Below are 20,292 nucleotides of genomic sequence, written 5' to 3'. Positions count from 1 at the left end.
GAACTCAGACAAACTGCTTTTCTGTAAGCTTCCCCTTGGCGTCAAGAACCTCCGTCTCTTCATCCAGCTGCTGGTTGCTGCGGTCGCGTACTGCCCAGATGGCAACGAGCGAAACGACCGCCGTGAAAATGATGTAGAGCGCAACGGGGATGTAGGAGTTGTTGAACTGCAGTAGAAGTGTCGTTGCAATCAGCGGAGCGGTTCCCCCAGCAACCGCTGCGCCGATCTGATAACCGAGCGTGATGCCGGTGTAGCGGACTTCCGCAGAGAAGATTTCCGAGAACATCGTGCCGAGTACGGCAGTGATCGGCGCCCAGATGATGCCCAGTCCGATAATGGTGGCGAGGAACATCATGATATTGGACCCTTCGTGCAACATCCAGAAGTACGGGAAGGCGAACACGATCATGCCGACTGCGCCCCAAACATACAGCGGCTTGCGGCCGACTTTGTCGGACAGCTTGCCCATGATCGGGATGAGGATCGTCGTGATGATGGTCGCAATCATGACGGCATTCAGCACTTCATTGTTCGTGTGGCCGACATTTGTCGTCGCATAAGATACGACGAATGTCCCAAAAATGTAGAACGGAGCAGTCTCAACCACTTTCGCACCGACCGCGATCAGCACTTCACGCCAGTGATGCTTGAGGGTGTGGACAAGCGGCACTTTCGGGGCGGATCCTTCCGCCTGAACCTTTTTGAACGATGGCGTCTCTTCGATGCCTTTCCGGATCCAGAGTCCGAAAACAACGAGCAGCGCACTCAGCAGAAACGGCACACGCCAGCCCCAGCTCATGAATGCTTCTTCCGGTAGGAGTGTCATGACAGACAGCGCTAGCGTACCGAGCACCATCCCGATGGTGACGCCCATCTGCGGAACGGAACCGAAAAAGCCACGTTGCTCCTTTGGCGCATACTCCACCGCGAGCAGCATCGCGCCGCCCCATTCCCCGCCGATACCAAGACCCTGAATCAGACGGAGCGTGATGAGAAGAATCGGAGCCCAGATGCCAATCGCATAGTACGTCGGAAGAAGCCCCATTGCGAACGTAGCAACCCCCATCAGGCTTAGTGTCAAAACAAGCGTCTTTTTCCGGCCGATCCGGTCCCCGATATGGCTGAAAATCACGCCGCCGAGCGGACGGATAAAGAATGACAGCGCGAACGATGCATAGGCCAGGATCAATCCGATTGACGGATCCTCCGCAACAAAGAACATCGTATTGAAGACGAGCGCTGCGACCGTTCCGTACAGGAAGTAATCAAACCACTCGATGGAGCTCCCGACCAGGCTGGCAATCAGCACGCGCCTCATGTCCTTGTCTTTCATATGAATTCCCCCTAATCCCCTTTTCCAGATTTAAGCATGACTTCAATTGAAGTGTCACTTCAATTTATGCTACTATCTTAGGCGAGAATGAAAGCGGTGTCAATATAGTTTTTTGAAAATTAGGGGAGCGGTCAATGAACAGTTCACTGGGTCAGAAAATCAAATCAATCCGCAAGGACAAACAGAAAACCTTGAAGCAGGTTGCAGAGCAATCAGGATTCTCCATCAGCTTCCTTTCTCAGCTTGAACGCGGTAAAACCTCCGCCACGCTGGAATCTCTGAAGAAGATTTCGGTGGCACTCGGGGTCAGCCCGGGACATTTTTTCGAGGAGGAAAACGGCGGCCAAGCCGGGGACGGAAACATGATCATGGCCGAACGCATCGCAGCCTATGGTGTTCATTACCGAAATCTTGCAGCTGGCTTCAGCGCGCCAGACTTCATGCCGATGCAGGTTACATTGGAGCCCGGCCAAAACGGCGGCCAGCCCATCACCCACGCCGGACAGGAATTTGTCTACGTACTGGAAGGCACGCTCACCGTGGAAGTCGGCGGAGAACTGTCGATACTCACGATGGGCCAATCACTTTTCTATGACGCCGGTGAATCCCATTACTGGTACAACCGGAGCAGCCAACGGACCGTGTTTCTCTGCATCTCGTCAGACACGGGAAAATAGACCGTCTGCATCCGCCTCTCCGGCCTACAACACTCACGCAAAAGATGAAAAGCGATGCCCCGCGGCATCGCTTTTCCCAATTAATAGATTTATCCGTACTGTTTCCTCGTCAGTTCATAAAGTCCCGCTTCTTTCAGCTTTTCAACAGGCGCAAGGAACGTGACAGTGACGACGCCAGGATGGCGTCCGATTTCGATGGCGCCGGTGATGGTCGAGCGGTTCATCACTTCTTCAACGGTGATGCCGAGTACGTCAGCAGCGCGCTTCATCCCGTTTTCGGTCGCGTCATTCAGCGTTGGCCCGGTTCCGATAAATGAAACGGGCAGGGACTCCTCCAACTTCCTGACATTCCACTTCGCAGCCACTTTCTCGGCTGCCTCCCGTTCCTCTTCGGTGATCGGTTTTGCCGTATATGGAAGATCTTCCACATTTGGAAGAAGTATCGGGCCTTTGAGATTGGCGTTTTTCAGAACGTGCACCCGCAGATGGACCATTCCTGCGACATCTGTCGTATGTCCGGCGATTTCTCCGTCGCCTTGCATGGCGTGCATATCGCCCAGGTAAACACCGCCGCCTTCCACTTTAACCGGGCAGATAAGCACAGCGCCGGCACGCACACGGTTGATGTCCATATGGCCGTCGGTCCGGTGGGTTTCCAGTTCCTCAGCCGTACAGGAATAGTCGTGCGGTGCACCGACGAGGAACAATCCAAAGTCGCCGGCATTATGGGAATCCGGCGTAGGTCTCGACGGCGTGGTACCGAGTTGGCCAAGGAATGGGCGCGTCCTGGCTATGGTTCCGACCAGGTCTGCGGCGCGAATGTCACAATTGGATTCTGGACCGAGTTTTCGGGAGTCTGCATATAACTTCGGCCATCACGGGCGACCTGTTCCGCCGCTTCTTCCGTCAGAGTCACCCCTACTGTTCCACTCTCATCAAAAGCCATCGTATAGCCGTTCGTAAATTCAAACGGTGTAACATTCTCTCCGCACTCTGCACAGCGGATTGCTTCCTGCCCGGTGCCCTCAATGACTGTTTCCGGATACATCGTCCCGCAACCCGGACATTTGACCGCGATGAATGGATCCCCGACAAAACGCCCTTCGACCGGACGGTCATTACCCGACGCGGTCGCCCGTGAGGTCACTTCGATTGATTTGATCTCTACGACAATGGCGTCACCAGGCATCGCCCCCTCCACATAAACCGGTTTGGTCACTTCATGACCTCCCCGGATGCAAGGCGTGATCATCGGTCCCCAGCAGCCCGGTGCCGTGTGTGCAATAATATGACCGCCGTCTTTCACCGGCCCCAGCATCGGCTTTCCCGGGTCCAGCACCCCATCAATATACTCATTGACCAAAATCATCTCGCTGGCTTCTCCGGTACGCTGCATTTCCTGAACCACTCTGAATCTCCCCTTTCAAAGTTTTCAGTCTTCATACTCTATCTTACCACCTTTGTTCCGGGGATGAATGAAAAGCGTTCAATAGATATCAATCACAAGCTGATATACCCCTTCACCTTGCCCACTTCCGCCTCCCGTGCTTTTTCCACACCCGGAAGCCGGTACACGATCCGTTCTTTGATTCCCAGTATGCCCAGAAGCGGCCCCAGTCTCCTTGCCGTTCCTGCAGTCAGGTGAACTTCTGCAGGCAACATTTTAAGAAAGTGGATCAGCACGTCCGCGAACATGGCCTGTGCCAGAATGTCCGGATCGGTCGTGGACAAGAATTGTGAATGGATTGTCCTGCCCGAGTTCGCTTCGGCAGAAGCGAGCAGCAATGGGTTGAAAAGCCGCTGCATCACCGGTTCTCTGCCATAGACCTCCGCCAATGACAAATCGAATTCAATCCGCTGTTCTGAACGCGGCAGGTTCTTCAGACACTTGACGGTATAGTCCGTTACCCGGATTCCCGGCACCCGCTCCGGCGGAATATCGGGAGTCTTGACAATTCCGCCTTTCATGGCGCCACTATCCTCAGCCACGAACCCGATCATTTCTCCGCCGGACCGGAACACGGGAAGCGCGGAAAAACCGCTGGAGCTTTTCAGTAATGAACGCACAGCTCCGATGGCATGCAGGAGGAACTCCGCGTCCCGCGGTCTCGGGAGTTGCGGCATCCATCCGGGTTCGATGGCTTCCAGAAGGGGCCAGCCGGATTGTTTGAATGTATGGCCCAGCTCTTTATAGATCCGCCGGGTGATCGGGTTCAGCTGCTTCTTGTTCACAAAAGTGGCATATACCCCTCTGAATCCATGAATCCGTTCCTGGTCAGTCAACTTTCCCTCCAGCTCGTTGCACATATGACGGTAGCCGTCCCAGCCGGAATACACGACCAGTCCAAACTCATCTTCCTCGCGCCCCAGCACCCGGATGAACAGCGGTTCTTCCCCGTCTCCAAACTCCAGGAAGATCACCTGGCGGCCGTTCAGGTATTCCCACGGCCTGGCACCATAAAGCAATTTCATTGCTGCAAGCACTTCCTGAAGCAACCCTTTCCACCCGCTGCGAAGTTCATTAAATTGGTTGAGTTGTTCGTCCGTCACCGTCTCTTCTTCCCTCCGGAAGTGGTCCGAACCGCTCCACATCCCGTTTATTTCATAGAGGGTCGGGATGCCATCGAATTTAAGGAATGCCATGTTGATGTCAAATGCCAGATCACTTGGCGTCCGGACCCCAGGTTCGATAAACATAGGCGGAACGGTATACTTATGGAGCAGCTCTCCCTCAGCCTCCAGGCACCTCGGATAAGCAACATTCGGTTCGCTGTTTTCAGGCGCCTTGATCAGTACGGATTTGACCGCAAGCTGATGAATCCATTCCCCATCGGCAAAGTAGCTGTACAGTAGTTTATCCCCTTCCTTCAGCGCATCAGCGACTTTCCGTTCTTCCGGAATGGGAATCTGCTCCCCGGATGAACGTTTCCGCCTGAAATTAAACTCATGTCCCCGTTCCCATTCAAATGCGGATTGGATCACCTCATGGAGCTGCCCGAATGCCATATCCCCGTCCACCTGTATCAGCCGCCTCGCCTCTGCCCCCCGGTTGATCGTGATTTCAAGCTCGTAGATCAAAGACCTTCCTCCCATCCTGATTTGACCTCATTGTAAGCGCTGCCGCCCTCTCCCACAATGGAGCGTAAGACTGAAACCGAAAAAGGAAAATTGATGTCGAAAATTGAAAAATGGACGCCCAGGTACGGGTGAAAAACATAGGCCTTTCTTCGGGCTTTCACAAAACAAATAAACCGGAACAGACGGCAATCTCTGTTTGCCCTGTTCCGGTTCACCTCTTTCTTATGCCATTTCAGGTACAGCTTCGCATAGTGCCTGTTCCAGTTCTTCGCGGTAGAGTTGTTCCTCTTCAGCGGACCAGCCATTGACTTCTGCCATCTTACGGATGACCGGATCTTTCCAGGTCCGCACCCAATCAATATCGAAGAAAAGTGCGCCCGTCCTGCGGATAAAGAAGTCGACCGGCTTGGCGGCCATCTCATGATGCATCGAATAGTTCAGGAGCGCCTCCACTTCCTTCGGCAATGCCCCTTCTCCGGATTCATTGATATAGGAGAAGACCTTCCCGGCATTTGTGCCGTAACGCTGAAGGATGGCATCCGCAAATTCTCTTGGGAGGCCGGCCGCTACTCCTTCCGCAACCTTTTCTTCTACATAGGCAGGGAATTTTGCGGAGCCGCCGACATCCCCTCCGGAAATCGGCAAGTCTCTTGTCCTGCACGTTCCGAATCCTCCGCCGAGCCTTTCCGCAATACGGTCTACGACGCTCTCCGCCATTTTCCTGTAACCGGTGAGCTTGCCGCCCGCAATCGTAATCAGGCCGCTGTCCGACTCCCAGATTTCATCTTTCCGGGAGATTTCGGATTCTTTTTTCCCTTCTTCGTAAATGAGCGGGCGCACCCCTGCCCATCCCGACTCGACATCCGCAGGGGACACGCTGACGTCCGGGAACATAAACCGGATCGCTTTCAGCAAGTAGTCCACATCTTCCGGCAGAGGGATCGGGTTGACAGGGTTTTGGTCGAAGAATGTATCCGTTGTGCCGACGTACGTTTTGCCATCCCGCGGAATCGCAAACACCATGCGCCCATCAGGCGTGTCAAAATAAACGGCCTGCCGGAGCGGGAACCGGCTCTGGTCGAACACGACGTGGACACCTTTGGTGAGGCGGAGCTTTTTCCTTCCGGGGGCGTCTTTATCGCGCATCTTGTCACTCCACGGTCCTGTTGCATTCACGACCTTTTTCGCCCGGATCACAGTCTCTCCCCCAGCGAGCCGGTCACTCACGCGAACCGAAGTGATCTTGCCGTTTTCATAAATATAGTCCTCTGCTTTGGCATAGTTTGCCGCAAGTGCTCCCTCACTGACCGCCGCCTTCAGGACCTCGATTGTGAGCCGGGCATCGTCTGTCCTGTATTCCACATAATAGCCGCCGCCTTTCAGGCCCTCTTTTTTGATGAGCGGTTCTTTTTTGAGCGTCTCATCGGCCGACAGCATCTTGCGGCGCTCGTCCTTTTTGACGCCGGCAAGGAAATCATACACCCTGAGACCGATATTCGTTGTGAATGCCCCGAACGTTCCGCCTTTGTGGAAGGGCAACAGCATCCATTCCGGTGTCGTGACATGCGGGCCGTTTTCATAGACGATCGCCCGCTCCTTTCCGACTTCCGCCACCATCTTTACTTCAAACTGCTTCAGATAGCGCAATCCGCCATGGACCAGTTTTGTGGAGCGGCTGGATGTGCCTGCAGCAAAGTCCTGCATCTCCACGAGGGCCACGCTCATGCCGCGTGTTGCTGCATCGTGGGCGATGCCTGCGCCCGTGATGCCCCCGCCAATCACCAGAAGGTCAAATTCCCGGCTGCCCATTTCTTCAAGCAGCTGTTTTCGTTTTATCGAAGAAAATTCCATTATCGTTTCCCTCCATCGGGTAAATGAACTGAAAGCAACAAAAAAGAGACCTGAAGCAGGCATGATGGTCTCCCCATCATGCGCATCAGGTCTCTCCGAGTCTCTCGACACATTCATTAACTTTGAGTTCATTATACCAAAACGCAGCCTGCAGAATCAATGAAACCGATTATTTGAAACGGATGGTCGCCTCGACGGCCTTTTTCCAGCCGCCGTAAAGCTCATCGCGCTTTGCTTCGCTGATGGCAGGTTCGAACCGCTTTTTGACCTTCCACTGGGCGGAGATGTCGGCACAGGAATCCCAGTATCCTACAGCAAGGCCCGCCAGATAGGCTGAACCCAAGGCTGTCGTTTCGCTGACTGCCGTCCGTTCGACGGGTACGCCGAGGATGTCACTCTGGAATTGCATCAGGAAGTTGTTGTTGACCGCGCCGCCGTCCACGCGAAGTGTTTTCAGCGGCAATCCCGAGTCTTTCTCCATCACGTCGAGCACATCTTTTGCCTGGTACGCCAGCGCTTCGAGGGTGGCACGGATGAAATGCTCTTTTGTCGTGCCGCGTGTAAGTCCAAATACCGCTCCGCGCGCTTCGCTGTCCCAGTAAGGTGTCCCGAGGCCGACAAAAGCAGGGACCATGTAGACCCCGCCGGTGGAGTCCACCCGCTCTGCGTATTCTTCGCTTTGGGCGCTGTCTTTAAGCATGCGCATTCCGTCTCTGAGCCACTGGATCGCGGAGCCGGCGACGAAGATGCTGCCTTCCAGGGCATACTCCACTTTGCCATCAATGCCCCATGCAAGCGTAGTCAGCAGGCCATGCTTGGAACGGACCGCCTTTTCCCCGGTTGCCATGAGCATGAAGCAACCGGTGCCATACGTGTTTTTCGCCATTCCTTCCTCATAACAGGCTTGGCCGAAAAGCGCCGCCTGCTGGTCGCCCGCAACTCCTGCAATCGGAATCTGCTCACCGAAAAAGTGGTGGCTCGCCGTCTTTCCGAAAAGGTGTGACGACGCCTTCACTTCCGGGAGCATCGTTGCGGGAATCTCCAGCATCTCAAGCAGTTCTTCATCCCACTTCAGCTCATAGATGTTATACAAAAGGGTCCTCGAAGCATTGGAATAATCGGTCGCATGCACCTTCCCGTCCGTAAGCTTCCAGATCAGCCACGAATCAATGGTGCCGAACAGCAATTCTCCGCGTTCCGCTCGTTCCCGCGCCCCTTCCGTGTGGTCAAGCATCCACTTGATCTTCGTCCCGCTGAAGTAGGGATCGATGAGGAGTCCGGTTTTCTCCCTGACCGTCTCTTCGTACCCCTTTTCCTTCAGGTCCCTGCAAATATCGGCCGTCTGGCGGGACTGCCAGACAATTGCATGGCAGATCGGCTGGCCGGTTTTCTTATCCCAAACAACGGCCGTCTCGCGCTGGTTGGTGATTCCGATAGCGGCAATCTGTTTCGGGTTGACATCCGCCTCGGTGATCAGGGTGGTCACGACTGACAGGACGGATGCCCAGATTTCATTGGCATTCTGTTCGACCCATCCAGGATTTCGGAAATATTGGTTAAACTCCTGCTGGGCAGAATGCACGGCCTCCCCTTCCTGATTAAACAAAATTGCCCTTGAACTGGATGTGCCCTGGTCGATGGATAAAATGTATGTTTCCATTTCCTTTTCCTCCGATATCACGTTTATTTTTTAACGGGAGTGGGCGAGCTGACAGCAGGCCCCTGGCTTTGGCGGCCCTGTATCACCCTGGCCGCCGCCAGTGCCGCCGAGCATACGATTAACACCGCCCAAAAAGCGGGAGTGGGGGCTCCGGTGAATACCGCTTTATAGAATACGCCGCCCAGCGATCCGCCCAGAACCGGCCCTGCCACCGGGATCCATGAGTATTTCCAGTTGGATGGTCCCTTTCCGGCAAGCGGCAAAAGGAAATGCGCAAGCCGGGGCCCGAAATCACGGGCGGGATTGATTGCATACCCTGTTGTGCCTCCGAGGGAAATGCCGATGGCCACAATGAGCAGCCCGACAATCAGAGGGTTCAAGCCCTCCGTGAATTCGTTGGCTCCGATCGAAAGGATCCCCACCACCAGGATGAAGGTTCCGATCATCTCGCTTATCAAGTTGGAGAAATAATCAGGGATGGCCGGACCGGTTGCAAACACGCCCAACTTCACGCCCGGGTCTTGCGTCTCTTTCCAATGTGGCAGGAAGTGCAGCATAACAGCGGCCGCCCCGATAAATGCGCCTGCCACTTGCGCAACGATATACCCCGGCACGTCAGCCCAAGGGAAGTCCCCCTTAAACGCAAGGCCAAGCGTCACTGCGGGGTTCAGATGGGCACCGCTGAACATCCCGACCGCATAAACCGCCATCGTGACTCCAAGCCCCCAGCCGATTGCGATGACGAGCCATCCGCTTTGAAATGCAAAGGTTTTTTTAAGATTGACATTGGCACAGACCCCCGCACCAAAAAGGATCAATATAGCGGTTCCAATCAACTCTCCCAGAAATGGATTCATTGCGGTCTCCCCCTTCGGTATGTTGGCAAAACAAAAAACAGGGAAATTCACCATGCAACGGCAAAAAAACCGCCGCTGCATTCAAAGTGAATCTCCCTGTTCTCCGTCATCCTATTAACTTAGTGGAAATGATAACGCTTTCCGCTTTTCGCGTCAACCACCAAAATCCATCGGTCTCAGTTTTCGGAACCGGCGAATTGATGCCACAGTTCAGCATCGGATGTGGTAATGGCTTCGGCCCCTGCCTGAAGCGCGATTTCAACGTCTTCGGCAGTCCGGATCAGCCCTCCGGCAAAAATGCCGATGCCAAGCTTCTGTTTGATTTCCGTCAGCATCCACGGGACGACACCGGGCATGATCTCAATAAAGTCCGGCTTTGTCCGTTCGACGAGCTGATAGCTTTTCTCCAAGGCATGCGAATCGATCAGAAACATCCGCTGAATGGAGAGAACGCCTTTCTGCTTCGCTTTCCGGATCACATTGGACTTGGTCGAAATGAGGCCGAACGGCTTGTACTCCTGGCAAATGTACTCCGTCGCATGTTCATCGCTTTTCAGCCCTTGAATCAGGTCTACATGATAAATCATTTTCTTTCCGCGGTCTTTCGCCATCTGCGCCGCATGCTTAAGTTGAGAAACATGCAGCTCCAGGAAGATCCCGACTTCATAGTCACTTTCGAGAAATCGTTCAAATTCCCTCATGGTTGAGAACGCAGGCAGAATCTTTTGGGAACGAATCATGATTCTACTCCTCACTGTTCAATACGGACAGTTTATCATCGGCAGGAAGGACCTGCAATCCGGGGCCCTCCCGGCATCCTAACAGAAAAAGAACCGGCAGCTGCCGGTTCTCTCTGGTCAGGCGGTCGTTTCCTGATGCTTTTTGACCGCCTCTTTGATTCGGTTAAGTGCTTCCTCAAGCGTCTTTCTCGTGCAGGCCAGGTTCACACGGACGAATCCTTCTCCGCCCGGACCGAAAATATGTCCCTGATTAAGTCCGACTTTCGCTTCTTTGGCCATGAACGTCTCAAGGGCTTTGTTGTCCAGACCAAGGGCACGCGCGTCCACCCATGCAAGATAGGTCGATTCAAGCGGGTACACTTTAAGCTTCGGGATATTCGCTTCCGTAAATTCCGTTAAGAAGGCGTAGTTGTCCCTGACATAGTCGAGCAGATTTTCAAGCCATTCCTGCCCGTGGCGGTATGCCGCAATGGTCGCAGCAGCCCCAATCGGTGACGAGCCGCCGACCGCAAACTTATCAAGCTGCACATTGAACGCTTTCCGACGTCCTTCATCAGGGATAATGATGTTTGACGTATGAAGGCCTGCCAGGTTGAACGTCTTGCTCGGTGCCGTGCACGTCACGCTGATTTCGGCAAACTCGTCCGAAATGCCGGCAAACGGCGTATGCGGCTGGTCGCCGAGAATAAGATCGCCGTGAATCTCATCGGAAACGACGGTTACGCCATGACGCACACAGATGTCGCCCAACTGCTTTAGCTCGTCCGGCGTCCAGACGCGTCCGGACGGGTTCTGCGGGTTGCACAGGAACAGAAGCTTCGCACCGCTATCCTCAATTTTCGCCTCCAAGTCGTCAAAATCCATTTCATAGCGGCCACCCCGGTCGATCAGCGGGTTGTTGACCACTTGACGGCCATGATTGTTGATCGCCTTCATGAACGGATAGTAAACCGGCGGCTGGACGATGACCGAATCGCCGGGCTCCGTGTAGGCAAGAACGGCCATATTCAGCGCATTGACGACGCCGGGCGTCTGGGTGATCCACTCACCGTCAATCTCCCAGCCGTGGCGGTTCTTCATCCAGTCCTTCACCGCCTGCTTGTATTCATCGGATCGGAGCGTATATCCGAAAATTCCATGGTCCGCGGTTTCCTTGATCGCCTCGACGACCTCCTCCGGCACACGGAAATCCATATCCGCCACCCAAAGCGGCAGAACATCTTCGGAACCGAAAAGTTCCTTTACAGCGTCCCATTTCGCACTCGCTGTCCCTCGGCGCTCAATTGTTTCATCAAAATTGTAAGCCATGATTGACTCCCCCTTACGTAAATAAAGGAGCCGGCCAACGATTTCCCGGTAGCCGGCTCCGCCTACTATACACTTTACCTCTTTTTGTCCTTCAATAGCCACTCCAGCTGTTTGAATTTACAGAACCGAGAACAAAAGCACAAGCGCCCGGTCAGCAGCATACATACCGGAGCACTTCGCAATAAGATCAAGAGAAACGGACTAATGTTCGATCTTTATTTTTAGATGAATGTGTCAATACTCTTGCCAAGTGTCTCGATACCCATCATGAATGTCCCGATTCGCCCCATGAATGTCTCAATACTCTCGCTGAATGTCCCGATACTCTCGCCTCCCGACCCCAAGCGCTAGCACCCGGTCAGTAACAATAAGGCCAGCCCCTTACCGGGACTGACCGTTCTCATTTATGAAGACCTCGATCTGTCTAAGAGCCGGAAGAGCGGGGATTCCGCCTCTTTTTGTACAGGCAAGCGCACCTGCCGCACCTGCAAATTGGCAGAATTCCGTTAGCGTCGGGACTGCGAGGGATTCCTCAAACCCGCCTTCCATGAGACGGTAAAGAAAAGCGCCCCAAAAGGCGTCTCCTGCTCCTGTTGCATCTATTCGCTGAACAGGGAATCCGGGAATTTCGGCGAATTGGCCTTCCGAGTAAAGCACGCTTCCCCGGCTTCCCCTCGTGACGATGATGACGGGAATCCCGAATTGCCGGTTTAATGCCCGGCAGGCATTTTTGAGCTCAGGCTCATCCGCAATCAGCTCCAGTTCCTCTTCCGACACCTTCAGATAGCGGACAAGCGGAAGAATGCTGCGGATATCACCAAGCAGGCGGCCAAGATCTCCGATCAGTTTTTCCCGGATATTCGGGTCAAACGAAATTACCTTTCCCATTCCGGCAGCCCTCCGGATCGCAGACAATGTGGCACTCCGCGCCGATTCCATCGTCAACGAGACGGAACCGGCATGGAGCAGATCTGCCGCTTCAATTGCTTCATCGGAGATATCCGAAACCTCCAGCAGCACATCGGCCCCCGGTTTCCTGTAAAAGCTGAAAGACCGCTCCCCATCGTCATCCAGATGGACAAATGCCAGCGTCGTATTTGCCTCGTCCGTCACCGCAACTCCGGATGCGTCCACCCCTGTTTCCCCAAGTGTCCGGATCAGTACTTCTCCAAAGCTGTCACGTCCCACTTTTGCGGCAATGGATGCCTTGCCGCCGAGCTTGGCGACCATTGCCTCCACATTCGCCGGCGCCCCGCCCGGGTTCTGCTCAAACAGCGGGTCTCCCTTATCAGACAGTCCGTAAGGTGTAAAGTCGATCAGCACTTCTCCGACTGCAAGAATTCCGGGCATGGTCTTCCTCCTTTTATCGGGTCTTGATCAGCCGCTCCGCCTTTTCCCTGCCGTCCGCGATGCAAAGACCGATGCCGACGCCGTGGAACGATGCTCCGGCCACATGGATATTCGGATAATTCCCATCAAGGAACTGTTCCAGCTGCTCCACTGCTGCACGGTGTCCGAGGCCATACTTCGGCATGAGTCCGAGCCACGGCGTGATTTCAACCACCGACGGCTCCGCGTCCAGGCCCAGGCTTTCCTTCAGGTCCCGGCGTGCAAGGGCGATCAGTTCCTCTTTGTCCATCGAGGAAATCTCTTCGAACTCCGGATTAGAGTTTTTGTAGAACAGCCGGACGAGAAGACGGCCATCCGGCGATGTATGCGTCCATTTCCTGCTTGTCCACGTGCACGCATCGCACACAACCTGGCCGTTCCCGGCGTTGATGAATCCGGTACCGACCGCGGGAAGCACGGAGTCCGGCACATCGTATCCAAGGTACATCGTCAGAATCGAGGCATTCGTGAAGGTTTCGAACACTTTCTTTGGAGCCGCCTGGTCGAGCAGCCCGCGCACCTGGGAATCCGGCAGGGCCAGGATGACCCCGTCAGCCCGGAATCCCCCCTGACCTTGAACCGATACAAGATAGCCGTCCCCGTCCTTTTCAAGACGCTCCGCCTTGGCCCCTTTCAGGATCCGGACGCCTGACATCTTTTCTTCCATCCGGTCGATCAGGACGGACAATCCCCCGTCGAACGAAAGGAATTTCTTGTTCGCCTGGGACTGGAACTTTTCCCGGTTTGCTCCGAGTCCGCGGATGATGCTTCCGTACTCATTTTTGTAGTCCAAAAGATAGGGCAGTGTAGAACCGAGCGTCAGTGAATCTAGGGAACCCGAGTAGACGCCCGACAGCACGGGGGCCACCTGCCGCTCCACCACCTCGTCGCCGAGGAACGCCCGCAAGAACGCGCCGATCGGGCTATCCTTGGTGAAATCATGATCGGCCTCTTCGAAATCTTTCAGCGCGGCCTGCTTACCTTCTTCGGAAACAAGTGTGGACGCCATGAGAGACTCTTTGTCCATCGGAATGCCGAACACCGTATCCGCCGGAATCGCATGCAGTTCCCCGTCCCGGTAAAGGTACGAGATGCCGGTCGCATTATGGACAACACGGTCCCGCAGACCGAGGTCGTCCACCAGTATCCCGACCGCCTCGTGACGAGCTACGATCGAATCCGCTCCCGCTTCCATAATGAATCCTTCCTCCTGCAGCGTCCACAGCTTGCCGCCTAGCCGCTCCTCCGCTTCAATCAGCGTGATTTGGATGTCTTCTTGAGACTCCCCGGCAAGCTGATGCAGCCGGTGCGCAGCGGACAGTCCGGTGATGCCTCCGCCGACCACGATATAACGTTTCATAAGTCACCCGCTCCTTTTAACAACTCTCTACCGCAAGTGTACACCGTTTTGCTTAACTGATGCGACTTGCGCCCAGACAGTTTTGTGACAGAGACCGTCCGAAAAAGGGTAAACTGAAGATGGTACTAATCTTCGGTCCGAAACAGGAAAGGAAGGGACTTCATGCGGAATACGTACAAATTAACCATCGGAACCGTCACCCGCGAACTGCCGCTTGTCTGGGTTTCCGAAGAACTGCGGATCGCCAGCTTCGTCATCCTCGGAGACAGCGAAATCGTATCGGAAGCCGCATCCCTCATGGCAGACAAACTGCCTGAAGTAGACTTCCTTGTGACCGCCGAGGCCAAAGGCATCCCCTTTGCCCATGAAGTCGCCAAGCTCAAAGGAATGCCCCGTTACATCGTGGCCAGGAAAAGCGTGAAAGCGTATATGGAAGAGCCGTTTGTTGCGACCATGACCTCGATGACGACCCATAAGCAACAGAAACTTGTCCTGGACGGTCATGATGCTGCGGCAATCAGGGGAAAACGAGTCGCCCTGATCGATGACGTCATCAGCACCGGCGACTCCCTCCGTGCCCTGGAAGCCCTTGTCACAGAAGCAGGCGCAGAAATCGTCGCACGTGCCGCCATCCTGGCCGAAGGCGACTCGGCGGATCGTGAAGACATCATCTTCCTCGAAAAGCTGCCGCTGTTCCCAGTTGAATAACGACTTGAAAACAGGCGGTTCCGATGATGCGGAACCGCCTGCTTATGTTAAAAAGTTGATGAACTCTCAGTTTAGCCCAGCTCCGCCTCGCTGCTCAGATAGCGCCAAAGATAAAACGTCGCATAGGCGCGCCAGCCTTTCCACGGCTCGGCGAATGCCTCAACCTCCGGCAAGGTCGGCTTCCGGTCAAGCCCTGCAACGAGCTTCAGGGCATTATGAAGCCCGACATCAGCCGCCGGGTAGGCATCGGGTGACCGGAGGCAGCGCATGAGGACATAGTTTGCCGTCCACGGTCCGATGCCCCGGATGGCGGTAAGCCGGTGCTCGATCGCCCGGTCGTCGCCAAGGGCCAGGAGCCCTTCCTTCGTAAGCTCTCCCTCCGCAATTAGCCTGGCGATGCCGATGATGTATTCACTCTTCCTGGCAGTAATCTTCAGTTCACGCAGTGCCTCCGGCTCTAGTTCCGCCACTTTTTCCGTGGAAGGAAACAGATAATGGGCCACGCCGTCTGCTTCGATGGCCTGGCCGAAAGTCTCAACAAATCTGCGCTTCAGAACATAAGCGAACGCAACAGTGATCTGCTGGCCAAGAATTGCCCAGACGAACGTCTCGAACAGATCGGGGATCCCTACGACACGGAGTCCGCGGTGCCGGCGGACTGCATCCCGGAGAAGTGGGTCCCTCTCGCTCAACTCGTAGAACGGCACCAAGTCCCGGCCAAGGTCGAGCCAGTCGCGGATGAACCGCTCCGCACCGGCTTTCACTCCATCCCCTTCCCCGGCTAGGGTCACCAGAATGCCTTCCGGATGCTCTTCCATCCTAAAAAGCACCGGCTTTCCTTCTACTTCAATTGCACGCGATACCCTGCCATCTTGAATATGGAACATGCACTCATCCGCCGAGCGCGACAGGTACTCCAGGTTCTCTGAAAAGCTGAAGCCGTCCGGTGTGCGGATTAGCAGTTCTTGGTGATTCGTCATGATCATCCCCCTTTGTTCACGAAAGAGCACTCGGCATCAACCCTCGAACGCCACTTCCCCCCGGCAAAGCGTCAGCCGGACATTCAGGTCATCATCCACGAGGATCAGGTCCGCGTCTTTCCCTTCCCGGATCCCGCCTTTCCGGTCATCAACACCAAGCTGACGGGCCGGATTGGCTGATGCCACCGACACGATATCTTCCATTGTGGCACCGCCGATTTCGAGCATGCGGCTGGCCCCTTCATTCATCTTCAAGATGCTGCCGGCAAGCGTTCCGTCAGCCAGTTCCGCACGGTCTTCGGTCACCCTGACAGGCTGTCCGCCGAGTTCGTAATTTCCCGGCGGAAGGCCCTTTGCCCGCATGGAATCGGTGATGAGGATGAGCCGCTCAGGCCCGATGTTCCGCCAGATCAGACGGAGCATTTCCTTCTCCACATGGATGCCGTCCGCAATCAGTTCAGCTTTCAGCGAATCCAGAAGGAAAGCCGCCCCGACCACGCCGACGTCACGGTGATGAATGCCCGGCATGGCATTGCACAGGTGGGTCACCTGGCTGACGCCGTGCGCCGCAGCTTCCTCCATCCCGGCAAATCCGGTATCGGTATGTCCGGCCGAGACGACCACACCCGATTCTGCAAGTTCCCGGATGAACGCACCGTCGGGGTCATGCTCTGGCGCCATCGTGATGACTTTAATGAGCCCGCCCGCCATCTTCTGCCACTTCCTGAACAGCTCCGCATCGGGTTCGATGATGTAAGCCTCCGGCTGTGCACCTGCCCGTTTTTTCTCCACAAACGGACCTTCCAGATGGACGCCGAGCACCTCCGCCTGCCCCGGCCGGTTCGGATACTCCACAACATTCGTCAGCGCGTTGCCGATATTTTCATGAGATTGGGTGATGGTCGTGGCAAGGAATGATGTCGTCCCTTCCGCAGGCAAAAACCGAGCCATTGAATCCAGCGCCACTTCCGTCGCGTCCATGACATCCGCCCCGTCTGCCCCGTGGATATGGGCATCGATGAATCCCGGGAGCACGTTCAGGGAAGAGCCGTCGATTTCCTTCATCTCTTTGGGGAGCCCTTCCGGACGCTCGGCTGACGCCACGGCAATCCTGCCGTCCCGGACGAGCACATAGCCCCCTTCCAGAACACCTTCCTCGGCATAGACTCTGGCTCCACTGATCAAAATCGGTTGCATTTTGCTCATCCTTCCCATGTCACTACAGTTTTCCGCATCTATTCGGCCTCACATTTCTACTTCTATTGTTAGCTTCGTTTCTTCAGTTGTCCATTAAGAAACGAGAAAAACCTATGACTGGTGTTTCTCCTCTTCTGACTAGTTATCCGTGAAAATGCATTCCATCTGCAGATACACTTTTGGGCTTGGATGACCGCAGTGATACAGTAATGCCTGTAAATCACCACCAGGCAAGTGTGCTGAAGAGGATCAGCAATGTCCAGATCAGCATGGAAGGAAGCCCGATTTTCAGCAGGTCACGCTCGGAGAAATACTGATAGGAAAACGAAATCAGGTGTACCGGCGACTGGATGATGAACAGGAACCCCGGAATACTTGCCAGGAAAACCGCCATGGCAACCGCCATCGCCGTGTCTCCCGGTAGCGATTGCCCCACTGTGATAGCAAGGGGGAGCATAATGGTGAGCAATCCGAGTATATTGACGAAAATCAGGCGGAGCAACATCGTCAGCAACACCATCAATACGATAATGAACAGCTTGGAGTGGCCGCCCAGCATGTTGACAAGCAGATCGGACACCAATTGCAGAGTCCCCGTTTCGATCAGCATTTCAGAGACCATAATCGTCGCTGCGAAAAAAAGCATCATATCCCAATCAATTCGGGTCCGGGCTTCTTCCCAATTCCAGACCCCGATTGGCGGCAACAGGGTCAGGACGGCACCCAGCAGGCCGACAAGCGGAATGGAGACTCCATGCAAGGGCTGCGTTACCCAAAGCACTAATGTCAGGCTGATGATGATCATGATCCTCCATTCCCGAGAGGATAACCTGCCCTTTTCATCAGCCTTCCGGTCAATAATCTCCATCAATTTCCGGCGGTCAACTTTTTCCGGCGGGAATAAGACCATTGCCAAGATCCAAAGAAAGAACAGAAAAAGCAGAACAGGAAAGGAAAATGCCCACAACCATGACAAGTATTCAAAGCCTGCCCCCTGCTTCTCCATTAATCCAAAGGCGTAGATCGTTGAACTGGCACCGGTAGCCACTAGCGCACCTGAAATAGGCACGATGTAGGTGAGTCCGATAAACATGGACTTCCCGGTATTCCGCATGTCTGCAATGGGACCCATGTTTTTCAGAATACTGTCATATACCGAAGCGGCCAGACTGGCTTTTCCCACGTTTGAGGGCAGAACAACAGATAGAATCGCGGTCAGAACAAATGAAATCAGAATGAGCAGGCGGCTGGAACCCCTTGACCAGCCCAATACAAAGAGAGAGACTCTCGTCGCCAACCCTGTAGAAATGAATGCCCCGGAGAGAAAAAAGGTAGAAAACATCAGCCAGACAATAGGTGACGCAAAATACGATAAAGTTTTTTCATACGAGAAAAAGTGAAGTGACAAAATCAAGATCAGAATCAGTGCCGAAAGGGCGAGCGGAAACACCCGGCCGATCCATAGAATTTGGACAACAACCAGTACGACCAGGGCTTTGAGTTCTGCCGGAAAGGGTGTATAGCCCGGTATAAAGACCAGATAAAACAGCAATACCAAAATGAACAGACCGATTTTTCCTTTTTTCATTGAATCAGCCACTCTTCCTGAAACAGAAAAGCCGCCAACATGCTTGGCGGCTTCTGGTTAGATTGTTTGCACGGCCTGAACATGGCGGCCGGCGCTTGTTCCGGCAATTTTCCCGTATACAGCTCCTGACATCAGTCCGGATCCGCCAGGGTAATTGTGATAGAAGATGCCGCCGACCATCTCGCCTGCTGCAAACAAGCCCGGAATCGGCTGTTCATTCCGGTCCAGCACATGTCCTTCCGTATCCACGTGCACCCCGCCGAACGAGAACGTGATGCCGCATGTGACCGGATAGGCATAGAACGGTCCTTCATCAATCGTATTGGCCCAGTTCGTTTTTGGCGGTTCAATGCCCTTCGTGCCTTTACCGTCTTTCACGGACGGGTTGAATTCGCCGTCCTGCACGGCTTCGTTATACTCCCTGACGGTGGCCAGGAAGGCTTCCTTGTTCACTGGAATCTTGTCAACGAGTGCTTCAAGTGTATCAGCTTCTACGACAGTCGCTTCCTCAAGGTCATATTCCGGACGGAGAAGAGGACGAACTTTGGAATCGTAGATCTGATAAGCGATGTGGTCAGGCTGCTTCAGCACTTCCTTGCCATACTTGGCATAGGTATAGTTCCGGAAATCTGCGCCTTCATCGACAAAACGCTGTCCCTCTTTGTTCAGCATGATGCTGAGCGGATATGAGTGCTTTTTAAAAATGTCCCCAGGCTTGTTGAAGTCCCCGACTTTCGGCACATTCGCATCGGTGCCAATGGAGTGGCACCCGTCCCATTGCCCGAAACGGACCGCTCCAGCCTTAAGTGCCATGTCAATCCCGTCACCGGTGTTATATTCGGTTCCGCGGACGGCGGCCGCTTCCCACTCTTCACCGATATATTCCTTGCGCATTTCCTTATTGGCTTCAAAGCTGCCGCAGGCCAGGATGACACTTATGGCGCCAAACGTCTTCACTTCTCCGGCCACATCAGCTTTCAGGCCGGACACCCGTCCCTCTTGCCGGACAATTTCAAGCGCACGGGATTCATACAGAACATCGATTCCGAGTTCTTCCGCACGGTTGAACAGGGAGCGCATCAGCCCGATTCCCTTCTCTTTCGTCTTTAGCGGAAGGCCGCCCCAGAAGATTCGCTTTCCGTCTTCGACGAATGACTGGTTTGCTTTGTTCAGTTCGAATTCCACGCCATGACTGTTCATCCAGCGGATTGTATCAAAGGATTTCGAAACCAAAGTGCGGGCGAGATCAGGATCACTCTCATTTTTGGTGACGCGCATGAGGTCATCATAGAAATCATCCTCGGTATATTCCGGCATCACCGTATTCGCAGCTTCTTCATCTGTCAGTTCCGGCATGACTTCACGGATCTGATCCAGATTTCCGTACGCCGCGCGAATCGCGCCGTCTGTAAAGAAGGAGTTTCCGCCGCGTTTTTCTTTAGGCGCACGTTCCAATACGAGCACATGGCCGCCCTGCTCTTTCGCAGCAATTGCAGCACAGAGAGCGGCATTTCCGGCTCCGACAACAATTACATCATAATCAGTTTTCACATTTTGATTTGTCAT

Annotated in this window: 16 protein-coding genes and 1 pseudogene; 2 read left to right on the top strand and 15 right to left on the bottom strand. The window is 54.4% G+C overall.

Annotated features, from left to right (window positions below):
* Positions 1-4 precede the first annotated feature (4 nt).
* Entirely contained in the window at positions 5-1,333 is a 1,329-nt protein-coding gene (locus KHA84_RS06710) for an MFS transporter (RefSeq protein ID WP_213422752.1), read from the bottom strand.
* A 134-nt stretch (positions 1,334-1,467) separates the two neighbouring features.
* Between KHA84_RS06710 and KHA84_RS06705 the strand changes: the two genes are divergently transcribed.
* The gene (locus KHA84_RS06705) at positions 1,468-2,010 is read left to right on the top strand and encodes a helix-turn-helix domain-containing protein (RefSeq protein WP_213422751.1); all 543 of its coding nucleotides are present in this window, start codon (positions 1,468-1,470) and stop codon (positions 2,008-2,010) included.
* 89 nt (positions 2,011-2,099) lie between these two features.
* Here the strand turns inward: KHA84_RS06705 and KHA84_RS06700 are convergent.
* The 10 genes and pseudogenes from KHA84_RS06700 to hemG all read right to left on the bottom strand — a co-directional run bounded on the left by KHA84_RS06700 (position 2,100) and on the right by hemG (position 14,253).
* Positions 2,100-3,406, bottom strand: a pseudogene (locus KHA84_RS06700) (acetamidase/formamidase family protein).
* 104 nt (positions 3,407-3,510) lie between these two features.
* Positions 3,511-5,088, bottom strand: a complete 1,578-nt coding sequence (locus KHA84_RS06695; RefSeq protein WP_213422750.1) for a DUF7309 domain-containing protein — start codon at positions 5,086-5,088, stop codon at positions 3,511-3,513.
* 222 nt (positions 5,089-5,310) lie between these two features.
* Complete coding sequence (locus KHA84_RS06690) at positions 5,311-6,939, bottom strand: glycerol-3-phosphate dehydrogenase/oxidase (protein ID WP_213422749.1); 1,629 nt, start codon at positions 6,937-6,939, stop codon at positions 5,311-5,313.
* A 169-nt stretch (positions 6,940-7,108) separates the two neighbouring features.
* On the bottom strand, positions 7,109-8,599 hold the full coding sequence (gene glpK, locus KHA84_RS06685; RefSeq protein WP_213422748.1) for a glycerol kinase GlpK: 1,491 nt from the start codon (positions 8,597-8,599) through the stop codon (positions 7,109-7,111).
* A gap of 23 nt (positions 8,600-8,622) precedes the next feature.
* Positions 8,623-9,456, bottom strand: a complete 834-nt coding sequence (locus KHA84_RS06680; RefSeq protein WP_213422747.1) for an MIP/aquaporin family protein — start codon at positions 9,454-9,456, stop codon at positions 8,623-8,625.
* A gap of 176 nt (positions 9,457-9,632) precedes the next feature.
* Positions 9,633-10,196, bottom strand: a complete 564-nt coding sequence (locus KHA84_RS06675) for a glycerol-3-phosphate responsive antiterminator (RefSeq protein ID WP_213422746.1) — start codon at positions 10,194-10,196, stop codon at positions 9,633-9,635.
* A 117-nt stretch (positions 10,197-10,313) separates the two neighbouring features.
* The gene (locus KHA84_RS06670) at positions 10,314-11,504 is read right to left on the bottom strand and encodes a MalY/PatB family protein (protein WP_213422745.1); all 1,191 of its coding nucleotides are present in this window, start codon (positions 11,502-11,504) and stop codon (positions 10,314-10,316) included.
* Positions 11,505-11,725: 221 nt separating this feature from the next.
* Positions 11,726-11,848, bottom strand: a complete 123-nt coding sequence (locus KHA84_RS15510) for a hypothetical protein (protein ID WP_272875258.1) — start codon at positions 11,846-11,848, stop codon at positions 11,726-11,728.
* A 37-nt stretch (positions 11,849-11,885) separates the two neighbouring features.
* A complete protein-coding gene (locus KHA84_RS06665; RefSeq protein ID WP_213422744.1) occupies positions 11,886-12,854 on the bottom strand; it encodes a carbohydrate kinase family protein in 969 nt (322 codons plus the stop codon).
* 13 nt (positions 12,855-12,867) lie between these two features.
* Complete coding sequence (gene hemG / locus KHA84_RS06660; protein ID WP_213422743.1) at positions 12,868-14,253, bottom strand: protoporphyrinogen oxidase; 1,386 nt, start codon at positions 14,251-14,253, stop codon at positions 12,868-12,870.
* Positions 14,254-14,415: 162 nt separating this feature from the next.
* On the opposite strand from hemG, the gene KHA84_RS06655 reads away from it, so the two are divergent.
* Positions 14,416-14,961, top strand: coding sequence for a phosphoribosyltransferase family protein (locus KHA84_RS06655; protein WP_213422742.1), 546 nt, complete (start codon positions 14,416-14,418; stop codon positions 14,959-14,961).
* 71 nt (positions 14,962-15,032) lie between these two features.
* Here the strand turns inward: KHA84_RS06655 and KHA84_RS06650 are convergent, their stop codons facing one another.
* From KHA84_RS06650 to tcuA, 4 genes are all read right to left on the bottom strand, one after another.
* Positions 15,033-15,941, bottom strand: a complete 909-nt coding sequence (locus tag KHA84_RS06650) for a DNA-3-methyladenine glycosylase family protein (protein WP_213422741.1) — start codon at positions 15,939-15,941, stop codon at positions 15,033-15,035.
* A 36-nt stretch (positions 15,942-15,977) separates the two neighbouring features.
* A complete protein-coding gene (gene nagA / locus KHA84_RS06645; RefSeq protein ID WP_213422740.1) occupies positions 15,978-17,138 on the bottom strand; it encodes an N-acetylglucosamine-6-phosphate deacetylase in 1,161 nt (386 codons plus the stop codon).
* 220 nt (positions 17,139-17,358) lie between these two features.
* Positions 17,359-18,726, bottom strand: coding sequence for an SLC13 family permease (locus KHA84_RS06640; protein WP_213422739.1), 1,368 nt, complete (start codon positions 18,724-18,726; stop codon positions 17,359-17,361).
* Between the two features lie 57 nt (positions 18,727-18,783).
* Positions 18,784-20,292: an FAD-dependent tricarballylate dehydrogenase TcuA gene (gene tcuA, locus KHA84_RS06635; RefSeq protein WP_213422738.1), complete on the bottom strand. Its 1,509-nt coding sequence runs from the start codon at positions 20,290-20,292 to the stop codon at positions 18,784-18,786.

This window comes from Bhargavaea massiliensis (genome assembly GCF_018390575.1).
Classification (GTDB): Bacteria; Bacillota; Bacilli; order Bacillales_A; family Planococcaceae; genus Bhargavaea; species Bhargavaea massiliensis.
Note: the sequence above shows the minus strand (reverse complement) of the source record. Positions and strands in the feature narration are given on the sequence as shown.

Bases quoted from the DNA above. Each gene is read 5' to 3' on its own strand.
- KHA84_RS06650 (WP_213422741.1), bottom strand. From the start codon at position 15,941: ATGACGAATCACCAAGAACTGCTAATCCGCACACCGGACGGCTTCAGC.
- KHA84_RS06665 (WP_213422744.1), bottom strand. From the start codon at position 12,854: ATGCCCGGAATTCTTGCAGTCGGAGAAGTGCTGATCGACTTTACACCT.
- KHA84_RS06655 (WP_213422742.1), top strand. From the start codon at position 14,416: ATGCGGAATACGTACAAATTAACCATCGGAACCGTCACCCGCGAACTG.
- nagA (WP_213422740.1), bottom strand. From the start codon at position 17,138: ATGCAACCGATTTTGATCAGTGGAGCCAGAGTCTATGCCGAGGAAGGT.
- tcuA (WP_213422738.1), bottom strand. From the start codon at position 20,292: ATGACAAATCAAAATGTGAAAACTGATTATGATGTAATTGTTGTCGGA.
- hemG (WP_213422743.1), bottom strand. From the start codon at position 14,253: ATGAAACGTTATATCGTGGTCGGCGGAGGCATCACCGGACTGTCCGCT.
- KHA84_RS06640 (WP_213422739.1), bottom strand. From the start codon at position 18,726: ATGAAAAAAGGAAAAATCGGTCTGTTCATTTTGGTATTGCTGTTTTAT.
- KHA84_RS06690 (WP_213422749.1), bottom strand. From the start codon at position 6,939: ATGGAATTTTCTTCGATAAAACGAAAACAGCTGCTTGAAGAAATGGGC.
- KHA84_RS06680 (WP_213422747.1), bottom strand. From the start codon at position 9,456: ATGAATCCATTTCTGGGAGAGTTGATTGGAACCGCTATATTGATCCTT.
- KHA84_RS06705 (WP_213422751.1), top strand. From the start codon at position 1,468: ATGAACAGTTCACTGGGTCAGAAAATCAAATCAATCCGCAAGGACAAA.
- glpK (WP_213422748.1), bottom strand. From the start codon at position 8,599: ATGGAAACATACATTTTATCCATCGACCAGGGCACATCCAGTTCAAGG.
- KHA84_RS06710 (WP_213422752.1), bottom strand. From the start codon at position 1,333: ATGAAAGACAAGGACATGAGGCGCGTGCTGATTGCCAGCCTGGTCGGG.
- KHA84_RS06670 (WP_213422745.1), bottom strand. From the start codon at position 11,504: ATGGCTTACAATTTTGATGAAACAATTGAGCGCCGAGGGACAGCGAGT.
- KHA84_RS06675 (WP_213422746.1), bottom strand. From the start codon at position 10,196: ATGATTCGTTCCCAAAAGATTCTGCCTGCGTTCTCAACCATGAGGGAA.